Source organism: Sinorhizobium sojae CCBAU 05684, assembly GCF_002288525.1.
Lineage (GTDB): Bacteria > Pseudomonadota > Alphaproteobacteria > Rhizobiales > Rhizobiaceae > Sinorhizobium > Sinorhizobium sojae.
This window is the reverse complement of sequence record NZ_CP023069.1, coordinates 1-24,074: the sequence shown is the minus strand read 5'-3', so window position 1 is coordinate 24,074 and position 24,074 is coordinate 1. Positions and strand designations below refer to the sequence as shown.

Below are 24,074 nucleotides of genomic sequence, written 5' to 3'. Positions count from 1 at the left end.
CGTGCTCGCCAACATCCGAGGCTGCTCGCAAACGACGGCCACGTGCTCAGATTAATTGCCAGCGAGAGCGTGGGTCAAGCCGGCACGCCTGCCTGACGCAGTTGCTCGGTCAAGGCCGAGTTGATCGACGATGGCGCCACGGGCTGCGAGGCCATTTGGATAAGCGGTCTCTATTGCGGGTTCCGGAAACGGTGTCCGCCATACGCTCAGCCCAGCCGCAGTCGAGGGCAGCGAAGGCAATGGGCGATCCCCGCCGGTGACCGCGGCGCGGGGGAGCCCAAGCTGGTCTGCCAACCGCACCACCTTGTCGAGCCGCTCTTCGGTCCGGCTCTTCTGGTATTTGCGATAGCGAAAGAGGGGAACCGCCCCGCGCGAAGGCTGGAACGGCCCGAGGCGCTTGCCCTCATGCTCGACGAACAGTTCCAGATCGAACAGGCCCCAGAGCAAGGTCACCGTCTCGCCGGCAAGTTCGGGCTCGACCTCATAGGATGCGCCTTCGACCGAAACGGTTGCGTCTCCAGCGACCGTCCGTCGTTCCGGCTCGCGCGCAAAGGCGCAGAACCGCTCCCACGAGCACATGGCTCGCACCCCGTCAGGCGGAAGGTTTCCGCCTATAAGTTTGTAACCCCCAAAAAAAAAGGGATGCTACCCAAAATAGCGCAGTAACAGCGTATACCCGTCAAATTTGAGGATTGCAATTTTTCCTACATTTGGTGCTTATTTTTAGCGTGGTTGGCAGTTGGCTTCTTGCCGGCATATACGGTGGGTGATGCCGCGCAATTGGATGCCTATCACGATCTTTGATTGCAACACTCTAACCAGGAGGAATTTCCATGAGCGATCTAAAGTATGGCAAAGGCGACGAGGCCGAGGCCCTCAAGCTAGCAATTAGGGAACTTAGCGAGGCCCAGAAGATTGTCCATACCGCGCTGATTTCTGAGAAACTTGAGAAGGTCTCCAAGCTGCTCGCCACCGTACAGGTTTAGAGTTGGTTCAAGTATTGGGTCCTTGCAGATTGTGTCGAGGACCCATGCATTCACGGCATCTCCACACGAGTTGGCGCAGGCTCTCGCCGGGTAGTCGAGGCGATTTGTGACGCTATGTCTTTTCAAAACGGGGGGAAATGATGTCCATTGGTAAAGCGAGCACGGCTTACGCTGATCTACCTCATATTGTTGCTGCGCGAGAGCGCATCGAGAACCTTTGGGCTGCCGGCACTGACTATTCCAAGGACATCGTTGACGACGCACGTTCCAATAATCGTATGTTGCACCTCGACCTGGACTTGACCGGCGAGTGCAAGCTCAATTGCTTTTATTGCGACCGGACGCCCGATAGATACAATTCCGTACCCAACCGTGTTGAACTGACAACTGCGGAGCGCCTCGATTTGATCGAGCAGGCCCGCAACCTCGGTGCCACCACTGTCGAATTTCCCGGTGCTGGTGAACCTATGATCGATGTGGGATTTTGGGACATAATTGCTGGTGTTCATGGTCATGGGATGACGCCCGTCATATTCACGAGCGGCTACCATCTTGACCGTTCGGCAGCTGACCGGCTTTTTCAGCTCGGGGCCACTGTTTTTATCAAGCACAACTCAAGCGATACGCATATCCAAGATAAAATGGTTGGCTTGGCCGGCTATGCCGAGAAAGCCAACGCAGGCCTTCATTACCTTCTCGAAAAGGGCTTCAACCAATCGATACCAACGCGTGTAGCAGTTGATATGGTTGTAACGCCACAGTTTAACGAGTCGAAAGATTTCGAAGAGGTCGTCGAACTCCATCGGTGGTGCCGAATCAATAATGTGCACAACTATATTGTGACCCTTATACCGGAAGGCCGCGCCGATAGGGCTGCCATGATTTTAGAGCGCGAGCGCTCTAACAATATGCTCGAGGCTGTACGCAAGGTAGACGAGCAAGAGTTCGGCTTAACCTATAAACCCTCACGCCCAATGTCAGGCGGCTACCGCTGTAGACAAGTCAACGTCGGGCTATTCGTGAATTTATTTGGCGAGGTTTACGACTGCAACGGCCTTGGCCGTTTCTTGGGACACGTTCGCTGCGACAGCTTGGAAACAATCTGGAACTCAAAGTTTGCCAGACATGTTCGTACCCCGGTTCAAGATGGATTTTGCCTGCTGCGGGAACGTGTTTGGGACTCAGTACAGTCATCTGGGATGGAGCGTAAACTTCACCTTTATCGTCGATTCGAGGGCAGGCACGGAGCGGACGAAGTGGTGGAGCGTGGCCTGCATGCCATGCATCAGGGTGAGGAAACCCCGACCGTCGTTCCCAGCGCGGGGTCCGTCTAAGTGCAAGTTACATCTTCTGTACCAATCGTAAACGATCCGACTGTGCGGTGGATCCGGGATTGTTGGGTTACCGCGCAGAGCGCCCCACACGATTCTCCAGCTTTTGGATTCGTTAGCGTGCCGTTCGACTTTGCGGTCAGTCATCGCCCTGGTTGTCGTTTCGGTCCCGAGAAAATTCTTTCGGCACTCAATACGTTAAGCGCATATTGCGTCGACAAGCGGGTGTCGTTGGACAAGACGTCCTTCGTAGAGTGTGGATCGGTCGATGCGCTGCACTCTCTCGAGCAGTCATACTCAAACATTCGAGCTGCCATTGCCGCACTGCCGCGCAGATTATTGCCAATAGTCTTGGGTGGTGACCACTCTATTACCGACCCAGCGATACGGGGTGTTCGTGATAGGCTTTCTGGGGCGCCAATGGGGCTGATTGTTTTTGACGCCCATTTCGATTCGCGCGAACCAATACCAGGCAAGGAGCATTCCGGGCATTGGATGCGGACGCTGTCGGACGTGATTGACTATCGCAAGGTTGTCCAGATGGGAATCAACGCTGCGATTTATTCAGAGGCATACATGCGCGAGGCCGAAGCAGCCGGGGTCCTGGTGATGACACCTTACGACATACGTCGAGTAGGTTGGACTGTCGCTCTGAGAACCGCAATCGAGCATGGGACCGCTGATGGGGCCGGAGTATACATCTCCGTCGACATTGATGGCATCGACCAGGCCTATGCGCCGGGTACGAGCGTTCCCAATTGCGGTGGTCTTCTTGCCCATGAGGTTTTGGATGCGGTGTTCGAGATCGCGGTTAACGCACCAACGCTCGCTCTCGACATCACTGAAGTGAGTCCGCCTTTGGACCGAGATGATATGACCTCGCGACTTGCAGCGCAGATCATCATGAACTTCATGGCGGGTGTTGTCCGACAAACATCAAGTGGGACCTAGTTTCGCTTCAACAATCATTTGAGGTTTCAAATGGAAGAGGATATCGTGTTGGTGGCGCCAAATTGCGGCGCGTTCGCCAAGCGCCAATTTCCAAGCCGGAGATTAATCGCAATTCTAGATGAGGCGCAACTTGACGCTTTCTTGGCTTCATGTCGGGCATCGTCGCTCACCTTCTGTGGCACCTGGCGGCAACTCACCGTGCGCGTTTCTCGCGCCTTGGCGCAGTGGGCGATACAAGAGCCGGAACGAGGCTGCGGTTTCTCCCTCGCCACCAATGTATCACCCCAAATGCGCCCGCGCAGGCCATTAGATGGCAATCGAGTCTACGAGATTATCGACGGGTTTCCTGCGACCGAACATAATGCGGCGGGAAGGCAGGTCATTGATTCGAATTTCGTTATTGGACGTCTATTGGACCCAAACCTACCCGCACCATCAGGCGTTGTGATAACAGGCCACGGTAGCGAATATTGCATACGGCTCGATTCAAGGTGGTTCAGCACATTCAATACGGCTTTTCTTACTGACCCCATCATCCTTCCATCTTTCAAGTTGGGAGACGTGATTTTTCTGAATTGCTGCTCATCTCTAAAACTGGGCGATTCATGTGTTCCCGAATCGTATTCGCTGGCGGCACTTCTCTTCAGTCTCGGCTCTGCGGTGATAGGCAGCTTCCGCAACTTGCATACTTCGCCGCATTACGCGGCGGTTTTTGCACAAGCACTTCTACAAGGAAATAGTCTTGGTGAGATCGTAAACCGTCTCAATGCTGAGTCGAATCGCTTCGAAAGAGGAGTGGCATTTCAATTGCTTGGCGATCCCCTCCATCGCTTGAGCCCTGTCAATATACGGCCTTCGATCGGTCCTCTGCAATCGAGGCCGCCGCAACTGCCTTTGCCTTCTTCCTTAAGGCGTGCGCTCGAGGACAATCTTGGGCTCGAACTTTTAAGCGCTGCTCTGACGCGCTGGATACCGGAAAGTTCCGCCCTAGCTGAAATTCACGCGAACGTCAAAGACCTAACAGAATCTGCCGGAAGTACGGATCATGCTTGGCACATCACGGGGCTTGGTGAGGAAGAAGTAGCGCAGCTCGGTCAATTTTTCGAACATCAACGACACGCTCTGCAGCTTGCATTAATCACAGCTCTCGCTCAATCTATCCAGACGACTGGATGGATCCAGACGCGCTACGCAACCTTCTGTCGCAGATTATCCCCTACCACCCACACCTGCGCGCGATGCGGAGGTGTTTCTAACTGGACACGTTATGAGCCGTTCGCCTCATACTTGCCTACGGTCCATCGCGAAGAATGCGACCATTGTGGCACCACGCAGGAACGGATCGGCGATGGACCGCAGTTGACCATTTTGACTGTCCAACCCGAAGCTTCGTCCGTCGCGATTTCGATACCCACTCCCCCGCAGAGGTCGCAGGGGCTTCTGCTGTTTCATCGCATGCCAAGCTTCGCCCCGATACCTTGGCCGCAAAATGGCGGGAAAGTTCATATCCCCTATACGGCACTGAGTTTCCTCGGCCGGTTAACGCTCGTCGCTGCGGTCCTTTCTCCCAAATGTCTAGCGCTGCAGTACCACACCTTCTTTGTTTGCCCTGATTTACCACACGAAATGGTGTAATAGGCATCAGCAGTCACCATGAAGCGCGAGATCATATTCGTTGAAGCGAGCACCACGGGAGCTGGTAGTCGGGCACAGCAATTGGCCCATGCCGAAGGCCTCAATGTGACACTGCTCACGCGGGACAGAGGCCGTTACGGTGCGGACGTATTGTCCTCTGCAGATAATATTTTCTTCTGTGACACCAACAAGCATGCCGAAGTGGTCAGGATCGTGCGTCAAAGAGGTCTAAATTCCTCTATAGCAGCTGTTACGACCACGGCCGACATGTATGTTCCCCAGGCTGCACTTGCTGCGCAGGAAATGTCCCTCCCTGGTCTAGGCTATGAGGCTGCACTTCGCGCAAGAAACAAACACCTGATGCGACTGGCATTGGCAGAGCGTGCCCCCGAGCACAATGTTCCATTTTTTCTGGCACTTAACCCAGACGAGGCCGTGGCGGCGGCGCAGCAACTGAATTACCCTTTGGTTGTCAAACCCCAAGAAGAGAACGACGGGGTTGGGGTTAGGCTTATTCACAACGAGAGCCAACTCACAGACTATATGGCGACCGCGCGAAGCTTCACGCGCAACTCCGCGGGCCAAGGTTCACCTCCAGGGATCTTAATGGAAGCATATATTGCTGGAACAGAGTTTAGTGTCGAGACGATCCAGTTTTGTGCGGGACCCTGCCAAGTCATAGGAGTGACTACCAAAGAGATGACTGGGCTCAAACGCAACCATTTCATCGAGGCGGGCCATAGCTTTCCCTATGTTGGGCCCGAAGCTGCCGCTCTGGCCGCAGCTACGTGCCGCGTTCTCAACGCCCTCGATATCTGCCATGGAGCTGTGCATACCGAATGTCGCGTGGATGGCGAAGATATCAGGATTATGGAGATCAATCCGCGACTTGCGGGAGGAAAGATCGGCAGCCACCTCATCGAGATGGCAACTGGATTAAGTGCGGTGCAGGCAGTGCTGGATGCTGCACTTGGCAAAACTCTCGAATGGCGTTGTGCCGAGAGCAAGGGGGCGGCCATTCATTTCATCTGGACGGAACGCCCCGGGATTTTTCGTGGGATTAAAAACACTGCGCAATTGCTGGCCATGCCGGGAATTGTATCGGTCGCGCCAATCGCGAAGTTTGGCGCACATGTGCGACCTCCCACCAGTAATGGTGACCACGTTGCGGAAATTCTAGCTGTGGGACAAACAGCCACAACGGCTAACGCACGTGCGAAAGCCGCGCACGCAAGTGCGCGCCTGATTTTGGACTAAAGGCGTGAGCCGTAAATCTGTTGTTGTATGTCGGTTGCGTGATTCATATGTGGACGCCCCCTATGGCAAGGGCTTTTTGTCGGGTGGTTTGATCGGTTGCTTTCATATGTCCGGCCTGTTTGTGCGGTATGAAGTTTGACCGCTGGCCCTGATGGAAATCCGCCGATGAGGACCCTGATCAAGCTGGCGCGCGTTTGAAGCGCATTGAATCAGACGGGTTGGCCTCACCATTGGCTCGATCGTTACACATCATCGACTGCCGTTACCAATCCCGGTTCTCTGGGATTGAACTCAGGCGATCATTTCATGGGCCCGATAGGCTTCCTTGCGGTATCCCCACGGTGACGGCCGTCTTGTGATGTGATGCCGAACATTGGAAGTCCTGGTGGTAGCACTGGGAGTAGTCCTATGACGAAGCAGCATATTGAGGTGATCACGTCGGTCGAGCGTCGCCGGCATTGGTCTCGCGAAGAGAAAGAACGGCTGGTAGCGGCGGCGTTAGAGCCTGGAACCGTTGTTTCGGATGTGGCGCGCTCGGCCGGGATTCATGTCAGTCAGCTATTCCGGTGGCGCAAAGAGCTCTGCCAAATGTCAGCGCCGTCCGTGCCTCCATTCATTCCGATTGAGGTCGTCGCGGCGTTGCCAGCGCCTGATCCTTTGGAGACGACACCGGCACCACGGGCGCGCAAGAAGCCAAGTATCGTGACGATCGAGCTTGGCCGCGGCCGGCGCATTCGAGTGGAGAGTGATGTTGACACCGAAGCTCTGGGCCGCATCCTCGATGTCGTGGAACGGCGATGATCCCGGTTCCGAGCGGCGTAAAGGTCTGGCTGGCGACGGGCTATACGGACATGCGGAGGGGATTTCCTGGCCTGTCGCTGATGGTGCAGGAGACACTGAAGCGTGATCCGCATAGCGGCCATTTGTTCTGCTTCCGCGGCAGGAAGGGCGGCCTAATCAAGGTGATCTGGCACGACGGCCAGGGTGCCTGCCTGTTCACGAAGAAGCTTGAGCGCGGCCGCTTTATCTGGCCGTCAGCGGCCGACGGCACGGTGGTGATCACGCCGGCGCAGCTCGGCTATCTGCTCGAAGGAATCGACTGGCGAATGCCGCAAAAAACCTGGCGTCCGAGCTCTGCTGGATAGTGGAAATGGCTGGAAAGGTCGGAGCGAATATGATTCCATCTCGCCATGACCGATGCGGCCGATCAGCTTCCCGACGACCTTGCCAGCGCGCATGCGATGATCCTCGCCGAGCGCGCGGCACGCCGTGAAGCCGAGGCCGTTGCTGCCCGAGCCCAGGCAGTGAACTCGCATTCGGATGCGCTGATTGCCAGGTTGAGGCTGGAGATCGAGAAGCTCAAGCGCGACATTCATGGCAGCCGCTCGGAGCGCAAGGCGCGGCTTCTTGAGCAGATGGAATTGCAGCTCGAAGAGTTGGAGGCGGACGCCAGCCAGGACGAATTGGCCGCTGAACTGGCGGCACGATCCTCGACGGTTCGGGCCTTCGAGCGCAAGCGTCCATCGCGCAAGCCGTTTCCGGAGCACCTGCCGCGCGAACGCGTCGTCATTGCTCCGCCAACAAGCTGCCCATGCTGCGGCTCGGCCAAGCTGGCGAAACTGGGCGAGGACATTGCCGAGACGCTGGAAGTGATCCCGCGCCAGTGGAAGGTCATCCAGACGGTGCGCGAGAAGTTCTCCTGCCGCGAATGCGAGAAGATCGCCCAGCCACCGGCCCCTTTCCATGTGACGCCGCGCGGTTTTGCAGGGCCAAACCTGCTGGCGATGATCCTGTTTGAGAAGTTCGGCCAGCATCAACCGCTGAACCGGCAAAGTGAACGCTATGCCCGCGAGGGTGTCGACCTCAGCCTCTCGACGCTTGCCGACCAGGTGGGGGCTTGCGCCGCGGTCTTGAAGCCCTTGCACGGATTGATCGAGGCGCATGTGCTGACCGCCGAGCGTCTACATGGCGATGACACGACCGTGCCGATCCTGGCGAAGGGCAAGACCGATACCGGGCGGATTTGGACCTATGTCAGGGACGATCGGCCGTTCAGCGGAACGTCGCCGCCAGCCGCCCTCTACTATGCCTCCCGCGATCGGCGGCAGGAACATCCCGAGCGCCATCTAAAGACCTTCACCGGCATTCTGCAGGCCGACGCCTATGGCGGCTACAACCCGCTCTTCAAAATGGACCGCGATTCTGGTCCGCTGACCCAGGCATTGTGCTGGTCGCATTCGCGTCGCAAGTTCTTCGTGCTTGCCGACATCGCCACCAACGCCAAACGGGGAAAGAACGCCACGCCGATCTCGCCGGTGGCGCTCGAGGCCGTGAAACGGATCGATGCCCTGTTCGATATCGAGCGTGACATCAATCGTCTCGCTGCAAGTGAAAGACTGGCGCGACGCCAGCGGGACAGCCGTCGTCTTGTCGAAGAGCTTGAGGCCTGGATGCGGGCCGAGCGGACAAAGCTGTCGCGCAGCTCTCCGGTCGCCGAGCCGATCGACTACATGCTAAAGCGCTGGGAGGGCTTTACGTCCTTCCTGGGCGACGGTCGGATTTGCCTGACCAACAATGCCGCCGAACGCGCTCTGCGCGGCTTCGCTCTCGGCAGGAAGTCGTGGCTGTTTGCGGGTTCTGATCGTGGTGCTGATCGCGCCGCCTTCATGGCGACGATGATCATGACGGCCAAGCTCAACGACGTCGATCCGCAGGCTTGGCTTGCCGACGTTCTCGCGCGTATCGCTGACACGCCGACAACAAAGCTTGCAGAGCTGCTGCCGTGGAATTGGACAGGTCCGCGGCCTATGATGGCTTTGGCATCATGACCGTCGATCGCATCGCCAGGCTACATATCCAACTCGACGATATCGAGCCTTTGATCTGGCGCAGGGTCGAGGTTCCACTCACGATGAGCTTGAAGGGGCTCCACGATGTCATTCAGGCCGTGATGCTGTTCGAGGATTATCATCTGTTCGAGTTCGAGGCTGGTGGGCGATGTTACGATGTGCCGGATCCAGAAGACCTCTACGAACGCAAAACCTTTGCTGCTCGCAACGTCCGCATAGCGGCACTCATCGAGCGTGGGATCGCGACCTTTAGCTACACCTATGACTTTGGTGATAACTGGCGGCACACTATCACGGTCGAGGCAGTGGAGGATGGAAACCCCAGCATCGAATATCCGCGCTTCATCGATGGTGAGCGCAGAGCGCCGCCGGAAGATGTTGGCAGCACCTCGGGGTTCGAGGAATTCCTGAACGTCATGGCGAAGCCACGGCATGCGCAGCATCGAGAGTTCGTGCGTTGGTATGGTGGCCGCTTCGACCCAGAAGATTTAAGCGTTGATATCATTCAAGACCGTGTCGCTAAAATTGCCCGCCGTCGGACACTTGGAAAAGCTGGATTTGCGAAGAGCCAAAACCAGCAGCACTGACCAAATCTGAAAACACAGAACGAGGCATCATGGGCTACCGCAACTCTGCCCTCTACACCCTGAAATATGTCGCCGCGATGCTTGATGAGGACGAAGACTTCTTGCGAGAATGTTCGATTGAGATGTTCTCTGAAGATGGCTGCTTGTGGGCATATGATGACTATCCGGCCTCGGAGCTCAGCGAGCACATCATCTTGTTCACCCAAGTGGGGATCGAAAACCTTCAACAGATTATCCGCAATCTTCGCGGAATTGGCGACCCGCCATCGAAACCAGTGGCAGAAAGAAATCGCAAAAAGCCTCGGCTACTGCGGTCCTGACCGGATGGTTACTCCTTGCGGGTCAGCACGACCCATGCGATCCGCGCGAGTTTATTGGCGAGGGCAACGGAGACCAGCCTGAACGGCTTTTTCTCCAGGAGCTTTCTGATCCAGTTCGCCAGGGGCGTTGCCTTGTCCTTCGTATGACGGATAACGGCGGTGGCGCCGACGACGAGCAACCTCCGCAAGTATCGGTCTCCCTGCTTGGAGATGCCGCCGAGCTGGGTTTTTCCTCCGGTCGAACACTGCTGCGGCGTCAGGCCGAGCCAGGCGGCAAATTGCCTGCCGGAGCGGAATTGCTCGGGATCGGTGACGGTGGCGGCGACCGCCGTGGCTGTGACTATGCCGAGGCCGGGGATAGCGGAGAGCCGGCGACTGGCCTCGCTGTCGGCATGCCAAGCGAGAAGTTGCTGATCCAGCGCAGCGATCTCATCGGCAAACACCAGGATCTGCCGGATCAGAATGTCCAGCGTGGTCCGGGCATAGGAGGGCAAGCTGCTCTCGCCAGACAGCGCTTGCTGCGCCAACTTTGCCAGATTGGCAATGCCTGGATTGGCGACTAAGCCGAGTTCAGCCAGATGCGCCCGCAACGCATTTGCGACCATGGTGCGTTGGCGAACGAGCAGCGACCTGGCGCGATGCGTCATGAGAATGCTCTGCTGCGCCACCGTCTTCACAGGCACGAACCGCATCGTCGGGCGCTGCACGGCTTCGCAGATTGCCTCGGCATCCAGCGCGTCGCTCTTGCCGCGTTTGACATAGGGCTTCACGTAGGATGGGGAATGAGCCGGACCTCGTGCCCCATGGCGGCGAGCGTCCGAGCCCAATGGTGCGCTGTGCCACACGCTTCCATTCCGATTAGGCAGGGTGGCAGCTTCGAGAAGAACGGCAGCATCTGCTTGCGATGCAGCCGTTTCACCAGCACGGTTGCGCCTGTCTCATCGACACCATGCGCCTGAAACACGCTCTTGGCCAAATCCAATCCAACGGTCGTGATCTGCATTGTCAACGCTCCTCTTTTGCTGCGGGTAACTGGCCGGCATCATAGCGGCAACCGCCGGCGCGGGGGCGTCCACATCATCAAGGGTTGCGAAGAAGGGAGCCTCGAACCGCCGCCACGAACTCGATCGGACATTTCACGCCGCAAGCCTGACAATCTATCCCAACCGCAGGTAGGTTGGTAGGTTTCCGAAACGAAGATGACCTGCCACGGAACTTTCATCCAGCGGCGACTAGAGCCCCGGCGGTTTCCAGTGCTCCTGTTCCCCCCGCCCATAGGCGGAACTATTCGACCGTCAGGCTCACAACCGGGGTTCCTCGGGTGCCTTGTCATAAACGACCGTTTTTGAGTAATCCACAGCGAAAGCCTCCTTCAACCTCAAATGATGTCACAGAGTCTTCTCAAAACTGTTCTGGATACCTCTGTCGCAAAATGCTACGTTCTCGACGACTTTCGAGAACTTTAGGGTGGCTATGCGGGTCGGGTACGCCAGGGTCAGCACGATCGATCAAAATCCGGAGCTTCAACTTGAGGCCCTGAGACGCGCCGGTTGCGAGAAGGTGTTTACCGAGCGTGGATCCGGCGCTGCGGATGACCGCCCGGAACTGGGCAGAATTCTCTCCGACGTGCTTCGCACGGGTGACACGCTCGTTGTCTGGAAACTCGATCGGTTGGCGCGATCGTTGAAGAAGCTCATTGCGACCGCGGAAGAGCTGGAGCGCGCGAAGATCGGGCTCGTGTCGTTGACCGAGAGCATCGATACGACGACGCCGGGCGGCATGCTGACATTCCATGTCTTCGGTGCGATCGCCCAATTTGAACGCGCTCTGATCCGTGAACGCACGACGGCTGGACTGGTCGAGGCGCGGCAACGTGGCCGTAAGGGTGGCCGCCCGCCCGCGATGCGCCCGAGTGATATTGCCGCCGCGCGCGCCCTGATGAAGGAAGGAAGCATACCTGTCCGCAATATTGCTCAGCGCATGGGAGTTTCGGTGGCAACCCTCTATCGCCATATCGGCAAGAAGGGTGGCGTCACCAAAATAGTGGAATCCGAGGAAGCCCATGGCTGAGCGGAGGAAGCGGCCGCCCGGCGAGGCTCTTGTCGATATTCGACGCCGGTTGTCGCTGCTTTCCCCCAGAGATCCAGGCCGCACCGAGATTGTCGCACGCGCTGCCGATGCCTACGGCTTTTCGATCTGGACCATCTATCGGGCGCTGCGCGAATTGAACCGCCCGAAATCCGTACGACGCGCCGATCATGGAACCTCCCGGATCGCCCCGCAGCCGGAGATGGAAACCTATGCCGAGATCATCGCCGCCCTAAAGATCAGGACGGCGAACCGGAAGGGGCGGCACATCTCCACGGCGCGCGCCATAAAGCTGCTTGAGGACGACGGGGTGGAGACGCCCGATGGCCTGGTGCGTGCGCCGCCCGGGCTGCTGAAACGCGCAACGGTCGATCGGCTGCTGCACGTTTGCGGCCTCGACTATAGGCGCGTCACCCGCCCGGTGGCCGCCGTCCGCTTCCAGGCGCGGCGCTCCAACGAACTGTGGCACTTCGACATGAGCCCGTCCGATCTGAAGCAGGTGGAAGCACCGCTTTGGGTCGAGGAAGGGCGCGGCCGGCCAATCCTGATGCTGTTCTCGGTTGTCGATGATCGCTCTGGCGCGAGCTATCAGGAATACCGCTGCGTCTACGGCGAAGACGCGGAGTCTGCCTTGCGGTTCCTCTACAATGCCTTCGCCACCAAGCCCGAACCGGAACTGCCGCTTCAGGGGATCCCAACGACGATCCATATGGATAACGGGCCGGTGAGCCGCTCGCGCGTCTTCCAATCCGTCATGGGCAGTCTCGGTGTCAGGGTTCTCACGCATATGCCCCCGTCGGACAGCGAGCGACGTACGCCAGCGCGTGCCAAAGGCAAGGTCGAACGGCCGTTTCGTACGATCAAGGAAGTGCACGAGACCCTTTATCACTTCCACAAACCGAAGGACGAAGAGGAAGCCAACCTTTGGTTCAGGCGCGCGTTAATCACCTACAACAACGGCGAACACCGCACCGAATCGCATGCACGCATTGAGGATTGGCTGCGGCATCTTTCCCCTGATGGCGTGCGGGCGATGTGCTCCTGGGAACGGTTCTGCGCCTTTGCGCGCGAACCGGAGCGACGGACCGTTGCTGGAGACGCGACCGTATCGGTCGAGGGCGCATCCTATGAGGTCGAGCCCGAACTTGCCGGCGAAACAGTGACTTTGCTCTGGGGCCTGTTCGATCAGGAATTGTTCGTCGAGTATGAGGGCAAACGCTTCGGCCCATTCCAGCCTTCGCGCGGGGCGGTTCCCCTGTTTCGCTATCGCAAATACCAGAAGAGCAAGATCGAAGAGCGGCTCGACAAGGTTGTCCGGCTCGCCGACAAACTGGGGCTCCCCCGCGCCGCGGTCACCGGCGGGGATCGCCCATTGCCCTCGCTGCCCCCGACCGCCGCTGGGCTGAGCGTACGGCGCACACCGTTTCCGGAACCCGCAATAGAGACCGCCTATGGAAGTGGCCTTGCAGCTCGTGGGGCGATTGCCGACCAGCTCGGCCGGCCGATTGGCGCGATGAATCCCAGCGATCGCGCCTTCATCGATGAACTGCTCGGAGAAACACTCGACAAAAAGGCGATCGCAGCCCGTATCCGCGAACGCTTCCAGGCGCGACGAAAGGAAGAATGATGCTCGCTGACGTTCAATCCAGTTACGGCCTCGACCGACCTTTCCAGGGGGCCGGCAACTTCGAGACCGAGCATCAGCGTACCATCATTCGCGAGGTTTGCGCAGCCGTCCAGACCGGCAGGCTTGTCGTAGTCTCCGGCCTGGTCGGTTCGGGAAAAACGCACCTTCTGCGGCGTATCGAGGCCGAACTCACCAAAGCCGGCAAGGTCGCGCTCGCCAAGTCGTTGGCGGTCGACAAGCGACGCACTTCGCTGCCATCGCTCATTGAAGCCTTGTTCTACGATTTGTCGCCCGGCGATCGCGCGCAGGTGAAGATCCCCAAGCAGGCCGAGCGGCGGGAGCGCGACCTGCGCGACATCATGAAAAAGGGCAAACGGCCAGTCGTCCTCGTGGTCGATGAGGCCCATGACTTGCACCACAAGACCCTAACCGGCCTGAAGCGCCTGATGGAGGTGGTTGCCGACGCCGGCGTGCTCCTCTCCGTGCTGCTTGTCGGCCATCCTCGACTTCGCAATGATCTGCGTCGTCCGCAAATGGAGGAGATCGGCTATCGAACCACCATTTTCGACTACGAGGGGATCGGTTCCGCGCGCCGCGACTATGTCGCATGGCTGCTCGGCGCCTGTGCAGCCGAAGGCGTGAAGGTTGGCGAACTCCTCGAGGAAGACGCCATCGACCTCATCGCCGAACGGCTACGCACGCCGCTTCAGATCGAGATGCATCTAACCCTTGCCTTCGAACAGGGCTTTCGCCTCGGCGCCAAGCCGGTCACCGCCGAGATCGTCGAGCAGATCCTGTCTCGCGCCATCGACGATCTCGAACCGACGTTGACCCGAAATGGCTACGATGCGGCGGCATTGGTCACCCACCTGAACGCTCGGCCGTCAGATATCCGCGCCTTCCTCGCTGGCAATTAATCTGAGCACGTGGCCGTCATTTGCGAGCAGCCTCGGATGTTGGCGAGCACGTTGGCAAAGAGCGTGAGCAGGACGCGCTCTCCATTGTCAGATAATCTGAGCAGAAAATGCCGATGTTGGCGAGCACGAGCCGTTATGTTGGCAAGCGGCTACAGATAGGCTTGCTTCCGACCCGTCCTTAAGACAACACCCCGACACGTTCCTGTACCAACGCGACAAGATGGTTCGCGCTTCAGTCCGCCGACCAACCCTGACAATCGCGGACGCGCTCTCTTTTGTTAATCTGTTCACAAAGGCGCCGGCCTCCGTGCCCGAATTTCGTGCATTGGTGAAACGACAGATTGTCGCCCTGCTTGAGAAGCTCCACCATTCTGACGACGACGAGAGTTTCGTGTTTCGAGATGACCGGGCCACGGAAGACGACTTGCGCAACTGGCTATCCGCGCGCATGCGCGAGATCGGCAGTTCGCATTACGAAGTCATCAGAGAGCAGGAGGTCGCGGTGGAAAACCGGCCGGACCTTAGAGTTCACTCAAGAAATCCTGAATTCGGCCTGATCTCCGTGGAAATCAAACTGGCCGACGCGGACCACTGGAACGGGAACACTCTGGTCAACAAGATCGAGACGCAACTCGCTAACCAGTACATGCATGAGAATGGCTCTCATACCGGCTTCTACCTGCTGGCAAATGCTGCAAAGCCGTTGAAGAAGGAAATCGACTCGAAAACCGGCAAAGTGAAGCGCAGGGCCTTCGCAAAAAAGGTTGCTGGAAAGAACGTCAATTTTGCTGGACTGCTTACCCTGTGCGACGCGCGCGCGGCGGCCGTGACCGCTGGGTTAGGCGGTAATAAGCTAATCGATGTTATAGCGGTTGATCTCTCTGAACGTTGACGCATATTCTGGCCCAGGTTTTGAACGAACCAACCCGACCGGGTTAATAGCTGAGCCTTCTGCGGCGTCACCTCGAGGGTTGTTGCGACCATGCCGGCGCCGGCGAACGGTTTGGCGATGACGAGTTCGATCATCGCCCCAGTCGTGAGGAGGCGCGCCGGCCGGCGAGCTTGCGCTCCATCATCTACCGCGACCGCGCCTGCGGTCGTGTTCCTTCGCCAAGCTCGGCGGCCGCGACCAGCCCCTGCGCGATGGCGAGCAACCGGCTGTCGCGGTCGTAATGCAAGCGGCTTAGAAGGGGTGCGTCGGCCGACGAGACGCCGCTTCAGCATCGCCGAGATTTGATCGGGGAGATGTGCCGCGGTTGTTACGCCGGGCTGGCGCAGGATAGAGGCGGCCAGTAGACGGCCAACTCTCCACGCGGTTCCGACCTAGGACAAGTGCCAGCGCAAGGTCGAGTTCACGAAGAGTTAACCATGTGAATTAACTCCAGAAATCACTCAAACGGAAGCTAACAGTAATCATCTTTCCGTCATTCAGACGCCGATTTCCGCGCGCAATCACTATCGATAGGGATCAAGTATCGATAGCGATGGATTTGGCGGTCTGGTTGACCATTGTCAGTCGTCCTGGATCAGTGGATTTGCCTAGGAAACCGGGCTTTTCAGCCGCTTTTCAACCCAGTTCGGCAGACTCATTTGCCGGATCGAATGGAAGGGCCCTCGTCCGAGCGGTAGGCGGCAGAGCTTTCCTCAGTCATTTTTCCATCTCAAAGGCCGCCTGAAACACCAGCGCGATACGTGCTGCCTTCAAAACAACCGAACTCGCGGCATTTCCGCCACAGAAGCCCACTGGCGCGCGTTAGCCTATGTTCATGACCCGACACTCGTCCACTGCGGTATTTTGAATCTGACGGGCTTCCATTCAGACCATAAAACACGCTTGCAAAGGAACGTTTTCTCACACATGTTTCATTTGTACAAACCGCCCCGAAACGGCCGAAAAATCCGATGGCAACGGCTGCAAACCTCAATTCTCCTTCCCTGCAGCAAAGGCTGATCGGATACGCCCGTGTTTCGACCGAGGATCAGCTCAACGACGCTCAGGTCGACGAATTGCGGGCGGCCGGTTGCCACCGCATCCACCAAGAGCACGGATCCGGCGCATCACGCGCGCGGCCGGTGCTTGCGAAGCTTCTTAAAGACCTTGCCACGGGCGATGTCCTCGTCGTCGTTCGCCTCGACCGTCTGGCCCGATCGGTCAGCCACCTGCTCGACGTCATCGAAGACCTCGAGAAGCGCGGCGTGCATTTCCGCTCGCTGCGTGATCCGATCGATACCTCGACGCCGCAGGGAATGTTTTCCTTGCAGGTGCTCGGCGCCGTCGCCCAGCTCGAGCGTGCGCTGATCGCGGAGCGGACCAAGTCCGGTATGCAGGCCGCCAAGGCGCGCGGCCGGCTTGCCGGCAATCCCGGGCTTCGAGAACGCCGGCCGGAAGCCATCCGCGCGGTCTCAGCGGCGCGCGAGCGGGCCTACCTCGATGAACTGATTGTGTCAGCGCAGACCTGGCTGCCGACAGTCCGGCGGCTGCGCCCGCGACACAGTTGGGACAATGTCGTGCGGATCCTCAATCGCGGGGGGCACGACTGGACCGTCGAACGGTTGCGGCGGGCGGTCCACCGGCTGGTGCGCGAAAAGCTCGCGGAACCGGAACTGCTTGCCCGATCGCCGCGCCGGCCGCCCGAGGATCATCTGATGCGGCTGGTTGCCGGGATCGCCATCGCCGATCCCGATCTGTCGCTGCGCGACATTGCCGCCCAGTTGGACCAGATGCAGGAGCGACCGCCACGTGGCGGCCGCAAATGGCAACCGTCTTCCGTCCGAGCACTACTGGACGAGGCGAGCCGCATCGGGCTGGTTCGCTCTTGAGAGGCTGGTTCATGAATTCAAGAGTGTTCACGCGGCGTCGAAAGCTGGGTGCAGCACTGTTTCCGGTCGCCGCATGCTTCCAAATGGAAAAAGACCGAGCAACCCCCGGGCTATTCCAGAAAGCTCGCGTTGTGAGGAAGGGGCGGCCTAGGCCTGCAAATTGTCAGCCGACATCTTGCCGGACTTACGATCCTTTACCAGCTCGTAACTGATCTTCTGCCCATCCTTCAGCTCCCGCAGGCCAGCCCGCTCCACCGCTGAAATGTGGACGAAGACATCGGCGCTCCCGTCGTCCGGCTGAATAAAACCAAAGCCCTTCGTCGCGTTGAACCATTTTACCGTTCCGGTCGCCATCATGCCTTCCTTCGATCATTTGCCGTACCGCCACAGGGCGGGCGAGGCTCGCTTCGTATACGCGCGCACAGATAGACGCTTCTCCGCTCCGGGTAAAGCAGCCCGAACGTTGACGCAACTGCCCAGCCCAAGCAAGCGATCTTCGTCGCCATAGACGCTACTTTTTGCCTCTTTGTTTCAGCCGTGATGCTGACGGGAGCATCCTCGGCTTGCCACACGTCGAACTGATTTGTCGTGCAGATAAGATCACTGAGTTTTCGGAACCCAAGCGTGCACGGGTCGAAGTCCGGCGCCAGGTGAGACCTCCATTTGCCGCAGAGGCTCATCCGAGGCGCGCTTTCCGCAGAGCCCCGCAAGGTTGGCTCTGGCGGCTGAACTCGTCGTCGCGAGTCGTGGGCTAGGTGCCTGAGTCGCCCTCGATGCCGACGCGCGACACGGCGATGCTCGCGCTGACTGCCTTTCTCTAGGCAACGGTGATCGCCGCGCTCACCGGCGCGGTTACGCCGGGCGCGGCCGACCTCGATGCGCTCGTCCTGAACGTATTCGATTGGATGAGGAACCCGTTCGAGGATCATGCTCCCGCGCCACCTGATCTGCCCACGTACAGATCAGTCTGCCCGGCCCGCTGCCCCTTCGAGTACCGCTAGACGCTCGCGGTAAGATGGTTTCTACTGCCGAAGCAGGAAGTCGGCGCGCTCCATCAGCCAGTACAGCGCTTCCTCCGAGACTTCAAAATGGCAAGGGAGCATTTCGACAGGCAACACAGCCGAGCCCAACGGTTGCTTGAGCTTAGCCGTGTGGCAATCTCCCGCGACTGGGACAAACACGCGGCGTTCCTGCCCCCGTGCCGTTGAGGGCGCTTATCCCACTCTGCTACTAACCCTGACGAACCACGGCCCTCCTCTCGCATAGCCTGACGTTCCTGCGCGACTTGGCCGAACACCGGGACAGCGGCTCGTCAAAGCTTGGCCGCGCGAACAGCACCGCCATACCGCGAGCGGGCGCTCTTCGAGTTCGTAGAGCACAATTCCCTCGCGCAGGATATCGACGAAGACGAATTTTCCCTTGGCGAGTTAGTTGTTGATCTTTCTCGCACCGCGCGCGATCAGCCGCGACCGGCGTCGATATGACCGTGTCCCACTTCAACCGGTCGGAGGCCTTGTTCGAGTATTGCGGCTCAGCGAGCTTGCGGTCGCTGACGAGGACGAGAATTCCGAAGTCCGAAAACCGCCCAACGTCGTGTGGGGATCGACTACAGCGTCGCAGGCATAGGAGCCGAACATAATGGTCTTCAGGATCCGCCGCGCTTCTTGAAAGCAGTGGAGCTGCCTTCGAGCGCATCTAATCGTGTGAGCGCGGGAACGTACGGAAAAGCCCGTCGCCGAGGCTGCTCGGGGCACGCTGGCAAGGGGCACGACCCTATTTGTCGTCGAGTTTCGTTGCTTCGCCTGCCTTCGTGGCAGCGTCGTAGCCTGCGTTCCAGTCGCTGTTGTGGGTAGGGATTTTCCTCCTTGCACATCCCGATCTCCGCCGTGGTAAGGCCTTCATGGAATGCCGACAGTACCGTTGCCATCGCTGCCCCCGAACTTCGTTACGGGCCCTCGTCAACCCGCCGGACTGTACCAAATTGGCGAAGCGTAAGCGCGCTGCGTCAATCGAACTCAGGACCCCTTCCCGCCTCTGAACATTTAATTGAGCAGGAACATACGGTAGAACATCGAATAGCGAACGAAGGTCCCAGGGACCACCGCGGCCGGTCAATCAGAGCGTCACACGTTGATGTCTCACCGACCAGGAACAGGTCCGTGCCAACCGACGAAGCCTCCCCTGCCCCACCCTGCGTTTCAATCCGCCTCGACCGCACCAAAACGACGACGAGCGATGATGACGAACATGTGCTCTTGATCTGCCGGCCGGCGATCGCCTTGAAACGCTGGCTCATGGAAGGCCGGAACCAACAGCGCGGTGGTGTTCCGCATCTACCAAATGAAGCAAATATCGACCGGCGAGCGCTACCAGCCGCATGAAATACGCTTGGCCAAGCGATAACTAATGCTCTGTTGGAAGTGTGACAGTCATTCTGGCAGAATGACGAAACGCGCCCTCCTATCTCCTGTCGGCGGTCACCTACGGACTGGCTACAACGACTTTACGACTCGCGTCCTACAAACAGGCGATCAACGCCTCGAAAGTTCGACGGAACCCCTCCCTTCAACAGCAAACGAAGACTGTTTAGAACTAACGCTTTGATTAATTTGCGCAAATTTCCGTTTTTGTCAGCTGACAACTTTTTACAGTCTGTTTTGAGGAAGCAATAGTCATCCCCTTGCTTCGCAACCAACCAAAAATCAAGATCTGGTGTAGCATTTGGCCTTTCACAGCATCGTCCTGGCGCTCAAGCAACATCTCTGGTCTGATGCTCGAATGCCTCCGCCAACTTCTCGGACACCATGCCGAGGGAGCTGCGGACTGGTCGGGCTTGTCCCTGACTTTGGTGTCGTCCATATTGCCATCGAATGTCCCTACCTGCACTGTGAAGTCCTCGTACCGACGCGGACCATTGGAGTTGCTCCCCCTACTGAGACCACCATAAACGACAGCGTCATAACTTCTCCTAGTCGGTTGACTCGACGTCGCAATCTGCCGATTTTGTCAGCCGACAACAAGCGGTCGCCCAAGAGCTGAGGGGATTGGTTCCCGCCGATTAAGCGGGTTCTTCGGTCAGGAGGCCAATCGATCACTTCCGCCGCGCGCCCTCAGCAGTGCCATCAACACTGGCCCCGGCGAAAACTCGCCCCGCTTTGCCCGAGACGTTAGGTCGCGGAGATATCCGCCGGGCGATTTGATGTGCCCTGACCGCTCCAGAATGCAGGCCATGACAGCGGATGCGTTCTCGGGCCCCATAACCTCACAGGCATCCTGGTAGGCCGACGGACTGACGCAGAGCATCGAGCGGACGACCACTGCGGCCTGCATCAGGTCACGCGGGCTCGCAACTACGCCTCCGGGGCCATAATCTGAGATGCTTGGGCAAGCCCGCAACACCATCCCCAACGGAAACACCTTCATCGGCTCCCGTTGCGGTTCGATGGCTGGGCTCGGCCTTTCGCCCTGCTCTTCTAGAGAGCGAGGTTCAAGTTCATTAGTGGATTCGGGATGTGAATTCTGTTTGTGCCGCTCAATTTGATCAGGATTGCCGCTCAAATTTTCGATTTTTAACCTGATTTCCAGAAGGTTGGAGATTTCCTCGCGCAACATCTCCATCTCTTCGAGGATGGGGGCCACGGTCGCGGCCGTTGCCACTCGAGGAATGGTCGCTACTAGGCTGCGGTAGTGCTGGTGAATTCCGTCCCAATTACCGTCCACTCCCTCCTCAATGGCGACTTCAATCAGCTTACCGATATCGCGCCGGCAGATCGTCAGGCGCTCGCGAAGTCTACGCAACTGCAGTCGCTCAATTTTGACATCGGCAGCTATTTGCTCGATCTCGCGTGCGCGTGACAGCAACGGAGCCAACGAAAACCCATAGGCCTCATCGATCGAACCGTCTCCGTCCTTGCGGGCGTAGCGCTTGCCATTTGGGCTATCCCGGCGTGCCAGAAGGCCGGCGTCGACGAGCGCTGCGATGTGGCGACGCAACGTCGCTTCAGCCATGCCATGCGCACGAAGCGACAACTGCATGTTAGAGGGAAACACGATGAGGCCGTTTTCCTCAGACAAGGTCGTCTCGGGATAAAAGCTCAAAAGTGCGTTCATAACAGAGAGCGCACGTTCGCTGATGCCGAGCTTCGGCTTAGCTTCGCAGAGCGCTCGAAACAGCTTCCACTTGTCAGCCGATGTTTCAGGTTCGAGTTCACGCGACATATATTGGCTTGCCAACATGCCAAGCGTCATCGACCGCCGCCCGAAGGGCGTCGTCACACTTCCATCTTGCATCTTCTTTCACCTATCCTCAGGCAAAAGACGTCCGCTCACCCGTTCCGGTGCCAAAGACTCTTGACTGCGATTCGTGGAAATGCGATTCTCAGGCTGCTAAACGATGAGAGAGGCTTCCACGATGGTTACCGTCTGGGGGCCTTTTTCTTTTGCGTCAGTCTTCCTTCCGGTTACCCTGCTCCAGGAACTCGGCATAGAGCCGGTCCAGGTTGTCTGCAATATACCGCCCAAAGGGGCCGGCATTCCTTGATTTCATAGACAAGGCAAACGCCTTGGCGGAGTTCGAATACTTAGCGGAGACGGTCTTGTCCGCCGGTTGCCAGTTCTCCAGGATCTTTGGAGTCGTCTTCCGGACAGGCTTCGCCGCGCTGTTCAGACCAGAAAACAGGGCATTGAAGCGATCGTCAGTGCTCAGTTCATTGAAGGAAGGATCAGAGACGATTGCCTTCACCTTCTCTTCGTTGGCGGTTTTACCCACAAGCAATGACAACTCGACCCAGCGTTCTCGGCCGACCGCCGGGCAGGGCCCGATCCTTGCGATTGTCTCTTCAGGAATACGATCTATTACGGCGATCATTTTCGAGATAGCGGCCGCATTGGCAGCAAGCGCCGATCCTATGATTGTCCGGTCATAGCCAAGCTTCTCGAGGTGCGAGGCGAAGTTCGCCCGTTCAATGAAGGAGAGGTTGGCGCGCGCCGAGTTTTCCTGTCCCTGGGCGATAACGTGCGTACGGTCATCCAGCGCCTTGACGACCGCCTTAACCTTGCGGCCGAGCTCGCGGGCAACGCGGGCTCGGCGGTGTCCAAAGACGATCTGGTAACGATCGGCTGCCGACGGGTGGGGGCGCACAAGGATGGGCGTATCCTGCCCGCGCTCGGCAATCGCCTGCTTCAATTCCTCGAACTGCTCGGAACTATCGCCCATGCGATCAGAGACGAACGAACCATCGAGTGTCTCAGGGTCGAGTTCGACGACCGTTTCTCCTTCGAGAAATTTCTCGGCCTGGCGCGACAACTCGTCGAGCGAGCGCACCATGCTCTTCGAAGCCCCGCGCATCGGGTAGGCGGGCGCAACGTCTGCGTGCGGGATTTCCGCTGTGTCTACTAGACCCGCCAGTAGGTTCTTTCTCGCCATCTGCCTGCTCCGTTTGCCTGCGATCTACCGGGCCGTCGCCGGGGAAGTTTACACTTCTCAACTGACAACCTTCCTCCCCCAAGAGGCATGGACGAGTTCGGCGATCTCGGCGTTGACTGCGTTCAAGGAGTCCATCGCGCGCTCATAGGTGGACCGCGTCATCTGACTCTTGTCGACTTCGTAAAGGGTCTGCTTGGTGATTCCGGCGTCTGAAACCGCTGTCGATTTCAGCATCTGGTTCTTCAGCACAAACTGGTGGAACAAGGTCTGCATGAAGCCCACCATCTGCGCCTGCGGCCCATCCGTTGGCTCGTACCGGGTGATCAGATAGCGATACCATTCGAGATTGACCGCAGCACCCACATCCCGGATCGGCTTCAGGATCCCGCCCAGCATCAAAAGGAACTGGCCCATCGACATGACGTCGAGCATCTGTGGATGGATCGTGATCAGGACGCTCGTAGCCGCAGTCAGCGCGGTGATCGTGAGATAGCCGAGCTGGGGAGGGCAGTCGATGACGACAACGTCATAGCGGTCGTTGACTTCCGACAGCGCGCGCGAAATCCGCGTGAAGAAGGTCTTGCCATCGTTCGAGCTCTTGTTCGACATCGCAAGCGGCGTGTCGTACTCGTACTCCTGAAGTTCGAGGTTCGCAGGCACGATATCGAGGCCCGGGAAATTGGTAGGCTGGATGATCTCACTGATCGATCGGCGTTGATCGTCATATCTGAGCGCCTCATAGAGCGACGGCGACAGGTCGAGTTCGGGCTGAAAACCGTGAAGCGACGAAAGTGACGCCTGCGGGTCGAGGTCCACCGCCAAGACACGGTGCCCGGTCAACGCCATGTACTGCGCGAGATGGGCGGCCGTCGTCGTCTTTCCCGAACCGCCCTTGAAATTGACAACGGCAATGACCTGGAGCTTTTCGCCCGACCGACGGTGCGGCACGTAGTTCCTGGCTTCCGATCGTCCATGCTGATCGAGATACTGACGCAGTTCCGCCATCTGCTCAGCACTATAAGAACGGCGACCCGACGACGATGTCTGGGGGAGGGGGCCTTTTCCCTCAAGATGAAGTTTCTTCAGCGTACTTTGAGAGACGCCGAGGAACTGCGCCACTTCCGAGAGCGAGAACTGGCGAAGCAGTTTCTTGGCATTCGGCGGGAACTGCTGCATGCTTAAAAGATGCAATTTCTTTGAAATCAGATCGCCCTGTTCGAGGATGAGATCCTCGAAATGCATCGGCTGTGCGGGAGCGATGGGCGGCGAATTAGCGTTCAT

The 24,074-nt window shown here is 58.3% G+C and carries 21 protein-coding genes and 3 pseudogenes; 15 read left to right on the top strand and 9 right to left on the bottom strand.

The window, feature by feature from the left end; genetic code table 11:
• Nucleotides 1-51 precede the first annotated feature (51 nt).
• A complete protein-coding gene (locus SJ05684_RS27245) occupies nt 52-579 on the bottom strand; it encodes a hypothetical protein (RefSeq protein WP_015633601.1) in 528 nt (175 codons plus the stop codon).
• A 254-nt stretch (nt 580-833) separates the two neighbouring features.
• Between SJ05684_RS27245 and SJ05684_RS30125 the strand changes: the two genes are divergently transcribed.
• The 10 genes from SJ05684_RS30125 to SJ05684_RS27200 all read left to right on the top strand — a co-directional run bounded on the left by SJ05684_RS30125 (nt 834) and on the right by SJ05684_RS27200 (nt 9,916).
• Nucleotides 834-986 carry a hypothetical protein gene (locus SJ05684_RS30125; RefSeq protein ID WP_014857766.1) on the top strand — a complete coding sequence of 51 codons (153 nt, stop codon included), beginning with the start codon at nt 834-836 and terminating at the stop codon, nt 984-986.
• 140 nt (nt 987-1,126) lie between these two features.
• Entirely contained in the window at nt 1,127-2,320 is a 1,194-nt protein-coding gene (locus SJ05684_RS27240; RefSeq protein WP_015633602.1) for a radical SAM/SPASM domain-containing protein, read from the top strand.
• Nucleotides 2,321-3,268 (top strand): agmatinase family protein, encoded by a 948-nt coding sequence (locus SJ05684_RS27235; RefSeq protein WP_255876788.1) that lies wholly within the window; start codon nt 2,321-2,323, stop codon nt 3,266-3,268.
• Nucleotides 3,269-3,298: 30 nt separating this feature from the next.
• Complete coding sequence (locus SJ05684_RS27230; protein ID WP_014857769.1) at nt 3,299-4,903, top strand: hypothetical protein; 1,605 nt, start codon at nt 3,299-3,301, stop codon at nt 4,901-4,903.
• A gap of 18 nt (nt 4,904-4,921) precedes the next feature.
• Nucleotides 4,922-6,160, top strand: coding sequence for an ATP-grasp domain-containing protein (locus SJ05684_RS27225; RefSeq protein WP_014857770.1), 1,239 nt, complete (start codon nt 4,922-4,924; stop codon nt 6,158-6,160).
• 408 nt (nt 6,161-6,568) lie between these two features.
• Nucleotides 6,569-6,961, top strand: a complete 393-nt coding sequence (tnpA, locus tag SJ05684_RS27220) for an IS66-like element accessory protein TnpA (RefSeq protein WP_014330939.1) — start codon at nt 6,569-6,571, stop codon at nt 6,959-6,961.
• The gene (gene tnpB, locus SJ05684_RS27215; protein WP_014330938.1) at nt 6,958-7,305 is read left to right on the top strand and encodes an IS66 family insertion sequence element accessory protein TnpB; all 348 of its coding nucleotides are present in this window, start codon (nt 6,958-6,960) and stop codon (nt 7,303-7,305) included. The genes tnpA and tnpB overlap by 4 nt, the downstream gene beginning before the upstream one ends.
• A gap of 45 nt (nt 7,306-7,350) precedes the next feature.
• Nucleotides 7,351-8,988, top strand: coding sequence for an IS66 family transposase (gene tnpC, locus SJ05684_RS27210; RefSeq protein WP_014330937.1), 1,638 nt, complete (start codon nt 7,351-7,353; stop codon nt 8,986-8,988).
• Nucleotides 8,985-9,596 (top strand): plasmid pRiA4b ORF-3 family protein, encoded by a 612-nt coding sequence (locus SJ05684_RS27205; RefSeq protein ID WP_014857805.1) that lies wholly within the window; start codon nt 8,985-8,987, stop codon nt 9,594-9,596. Before tnpC ends, SJ05684_RS27205 begins: the two co-directional genes overlap by 4 nt.
• 29 nt (nt 9,597-9,625) lie before the next feature.
• Nucleotides 9,626-9,916 (top strand): hypothetical protein, encoded by a 291-nt coding sequence (locus SJ05684_RS27200; protein ID WP_014330935.1) that lies wholly within the window; start codon nt 9,626-9,628, stop codon nt 9,914-9,916.
• Nucleotides 9,917-9,924: 8 nt separating this feature from the next.
• On the opposite strand, the pseudogene SJ05684_RS27195 reads toward SJ05684_RS27200, so the two are convergent.
• Nucleotides 9,925-10,919: pseudogene (locus SJ05684_RS27195) on the bottom strand (IS110 family RNA-guided transposase).
• Nucleotides 10,920-11,389: 470 nt separating this feature from the next.
• On the opposite strand from SJ05684_RS27195, the gene SJ05684_RS27190 reads away from it, so the two are divergent.
• The 4 genes from SJ05684_RS27190 (at nt 11,390) to SJ05684_RS27175 (ending at nt 15,440) form a co-directional block, all read left to right on the top strand.
• Entirely contained in the window at nt 11,390-11,986 is a 597-nt protein-coding gene (locus SJ05684_RS27190) for a recombinase family protein (protein WP_014330217.1), read from the top strand.
• Nucleotides 11,979-13,631, top strand: coding sequence for an IS481 family transposase (locus SJ05684_RS27185; RefSeq protein ID WP_014330218.1), 1,653 nt, complete (start codon nt 11,979-11,981; stop codon nt 13,629-13,631). Before SJ05684_RS27190 ends, SJ05684_RS27185 begins: the two co-directional genes overlap by 8 nt.
• Complete coding sequence (locus SJ05684_RS27180) at nt 13,628-14,548, top strand: ExeA family protein (RefSeq protein WP_014858020.1); 921 nt, start codon at nt 13,628-13,630, stop codon at nt 14,546-14,548. Before SJ05684_RS27185 ends, SJ05684_RS27180 begins: the two co-directional genes overlap by 4 nt.
• A 307-nt stretch (nt 14,549-14,855) precedes the next feature.
• Nucleotides 14,856-15,440 (top strand): hypothetical protein, encoded by a 585-nt coding sequence (locus SJ05684_RS27175; protein ID WP_244426738.1) that lies wholly within the window; start codon nt 14,856-14,858, stop codon nt 15,438-15,440.
• 50 nt (nt 15,441-15,490) lie between these two features.
• On the opposite strand, the pseudogene SJ05684_RS31115 reads toward SJ05684_RS27175, so the two are convergent.
• Nucleotides 15,491-15,853: pseudogene (locus SJ05684_RS31115) on the bottom strand (DUF1612 domain-containing protein); the annotation flags it as partial.
• A gap of 597 nt (nt 15,854-16,450) precedes the next feature.
• Between SJ05684_RS31115 and SJ05684_RS27170 the strand changes: the two are divergent.
• Nucleotides 16,451-17,368 carry a recombinase family protein gene (locus tag SJ05684_RS27170; protein ID WP_015633599.1) on the top strand — a complete coding sequence of 306 codons (918 nt, stop codon included), beginning with the start codon at nt 16,451-16,453 and terminating at the stop codon, nt 17,366-17,368.
• A 147-nt stretch (nt 17,369-17,515) separates the two neighbouring features.
• Here SJ05684_RS27170 and SJ05684_RS27165 read toward each other — a convergent pair whose 3' ends face one another.
• From SJ05684_RS27165 to repA, 6 genes and pseudogenes are all read right to left on the bottom strand, one after another.
• Nucleotides 17,516-17,722, bottom strand: a complete 207-nt coding sequence (locus SJ05684_RS27165; protein WP_034859522.1) for a cold-shock protein — start codon at nt 17,720-17,722, stop codon at nt 17,516-17,518.
• Complete coding sequence (locus SJ05684_RS31110; protein WP_034859523.1) at nt 17,722-18,048, bottom strand: OST-HTH/LOTUS domain-containing protein; 327 nt, start codon at nt 18,046-18,048, stop codon at nt 17,722-17,724. Before SJ05684_RS31110 ends, SJ05684_RS27165 begins: the two co-directional genes overlap by 1 nt.
• A gap of 633 nt (nt 18,049-18,681) precedes the next feature.
• A pseudogene (locus SJ05684_RS30735) lies at nt 18,682-19,064 on the bottom strand (hypothetical protein); the annotation flags it as partial.
• Nucleotides 19,065-20,443: 1,379 nt separating this feature from the next.
• Entirely contained in the window at nt 20,444-21,658 is a 1,215-nt protein-coding gene (gene repC, locus SJ05684_RS27150) for a plasmid replication protein RepC (RefSeq protein WP_014858027.1), read from the bottom strand.
• Between the two features lie 154 nt (nt 21,659-21,812).
• A complete protein-coding gene (repB, locus tag SJ05684_RS27145; RefSeq protein WP_014858028.1) occupies nt 21,813-22,793 on the bottom strand; it encodes a plasmid partitioning protein RepB in 981 nt (326 codons plus the stop codon).
• Between the two features lie 57 nt (nt 22,794-22,850).
• Nucleotides 22,851-24,074, bottom strand: a complete 1,224-nt coding sequence (repA, locus tag SJ05684_RS27140) for a plasmid partitioning protein RepA (RefSeq protein ID WP_014858029.1) — start codon at nt 24,072-24,074, stop codon at nt 22,851-22,853.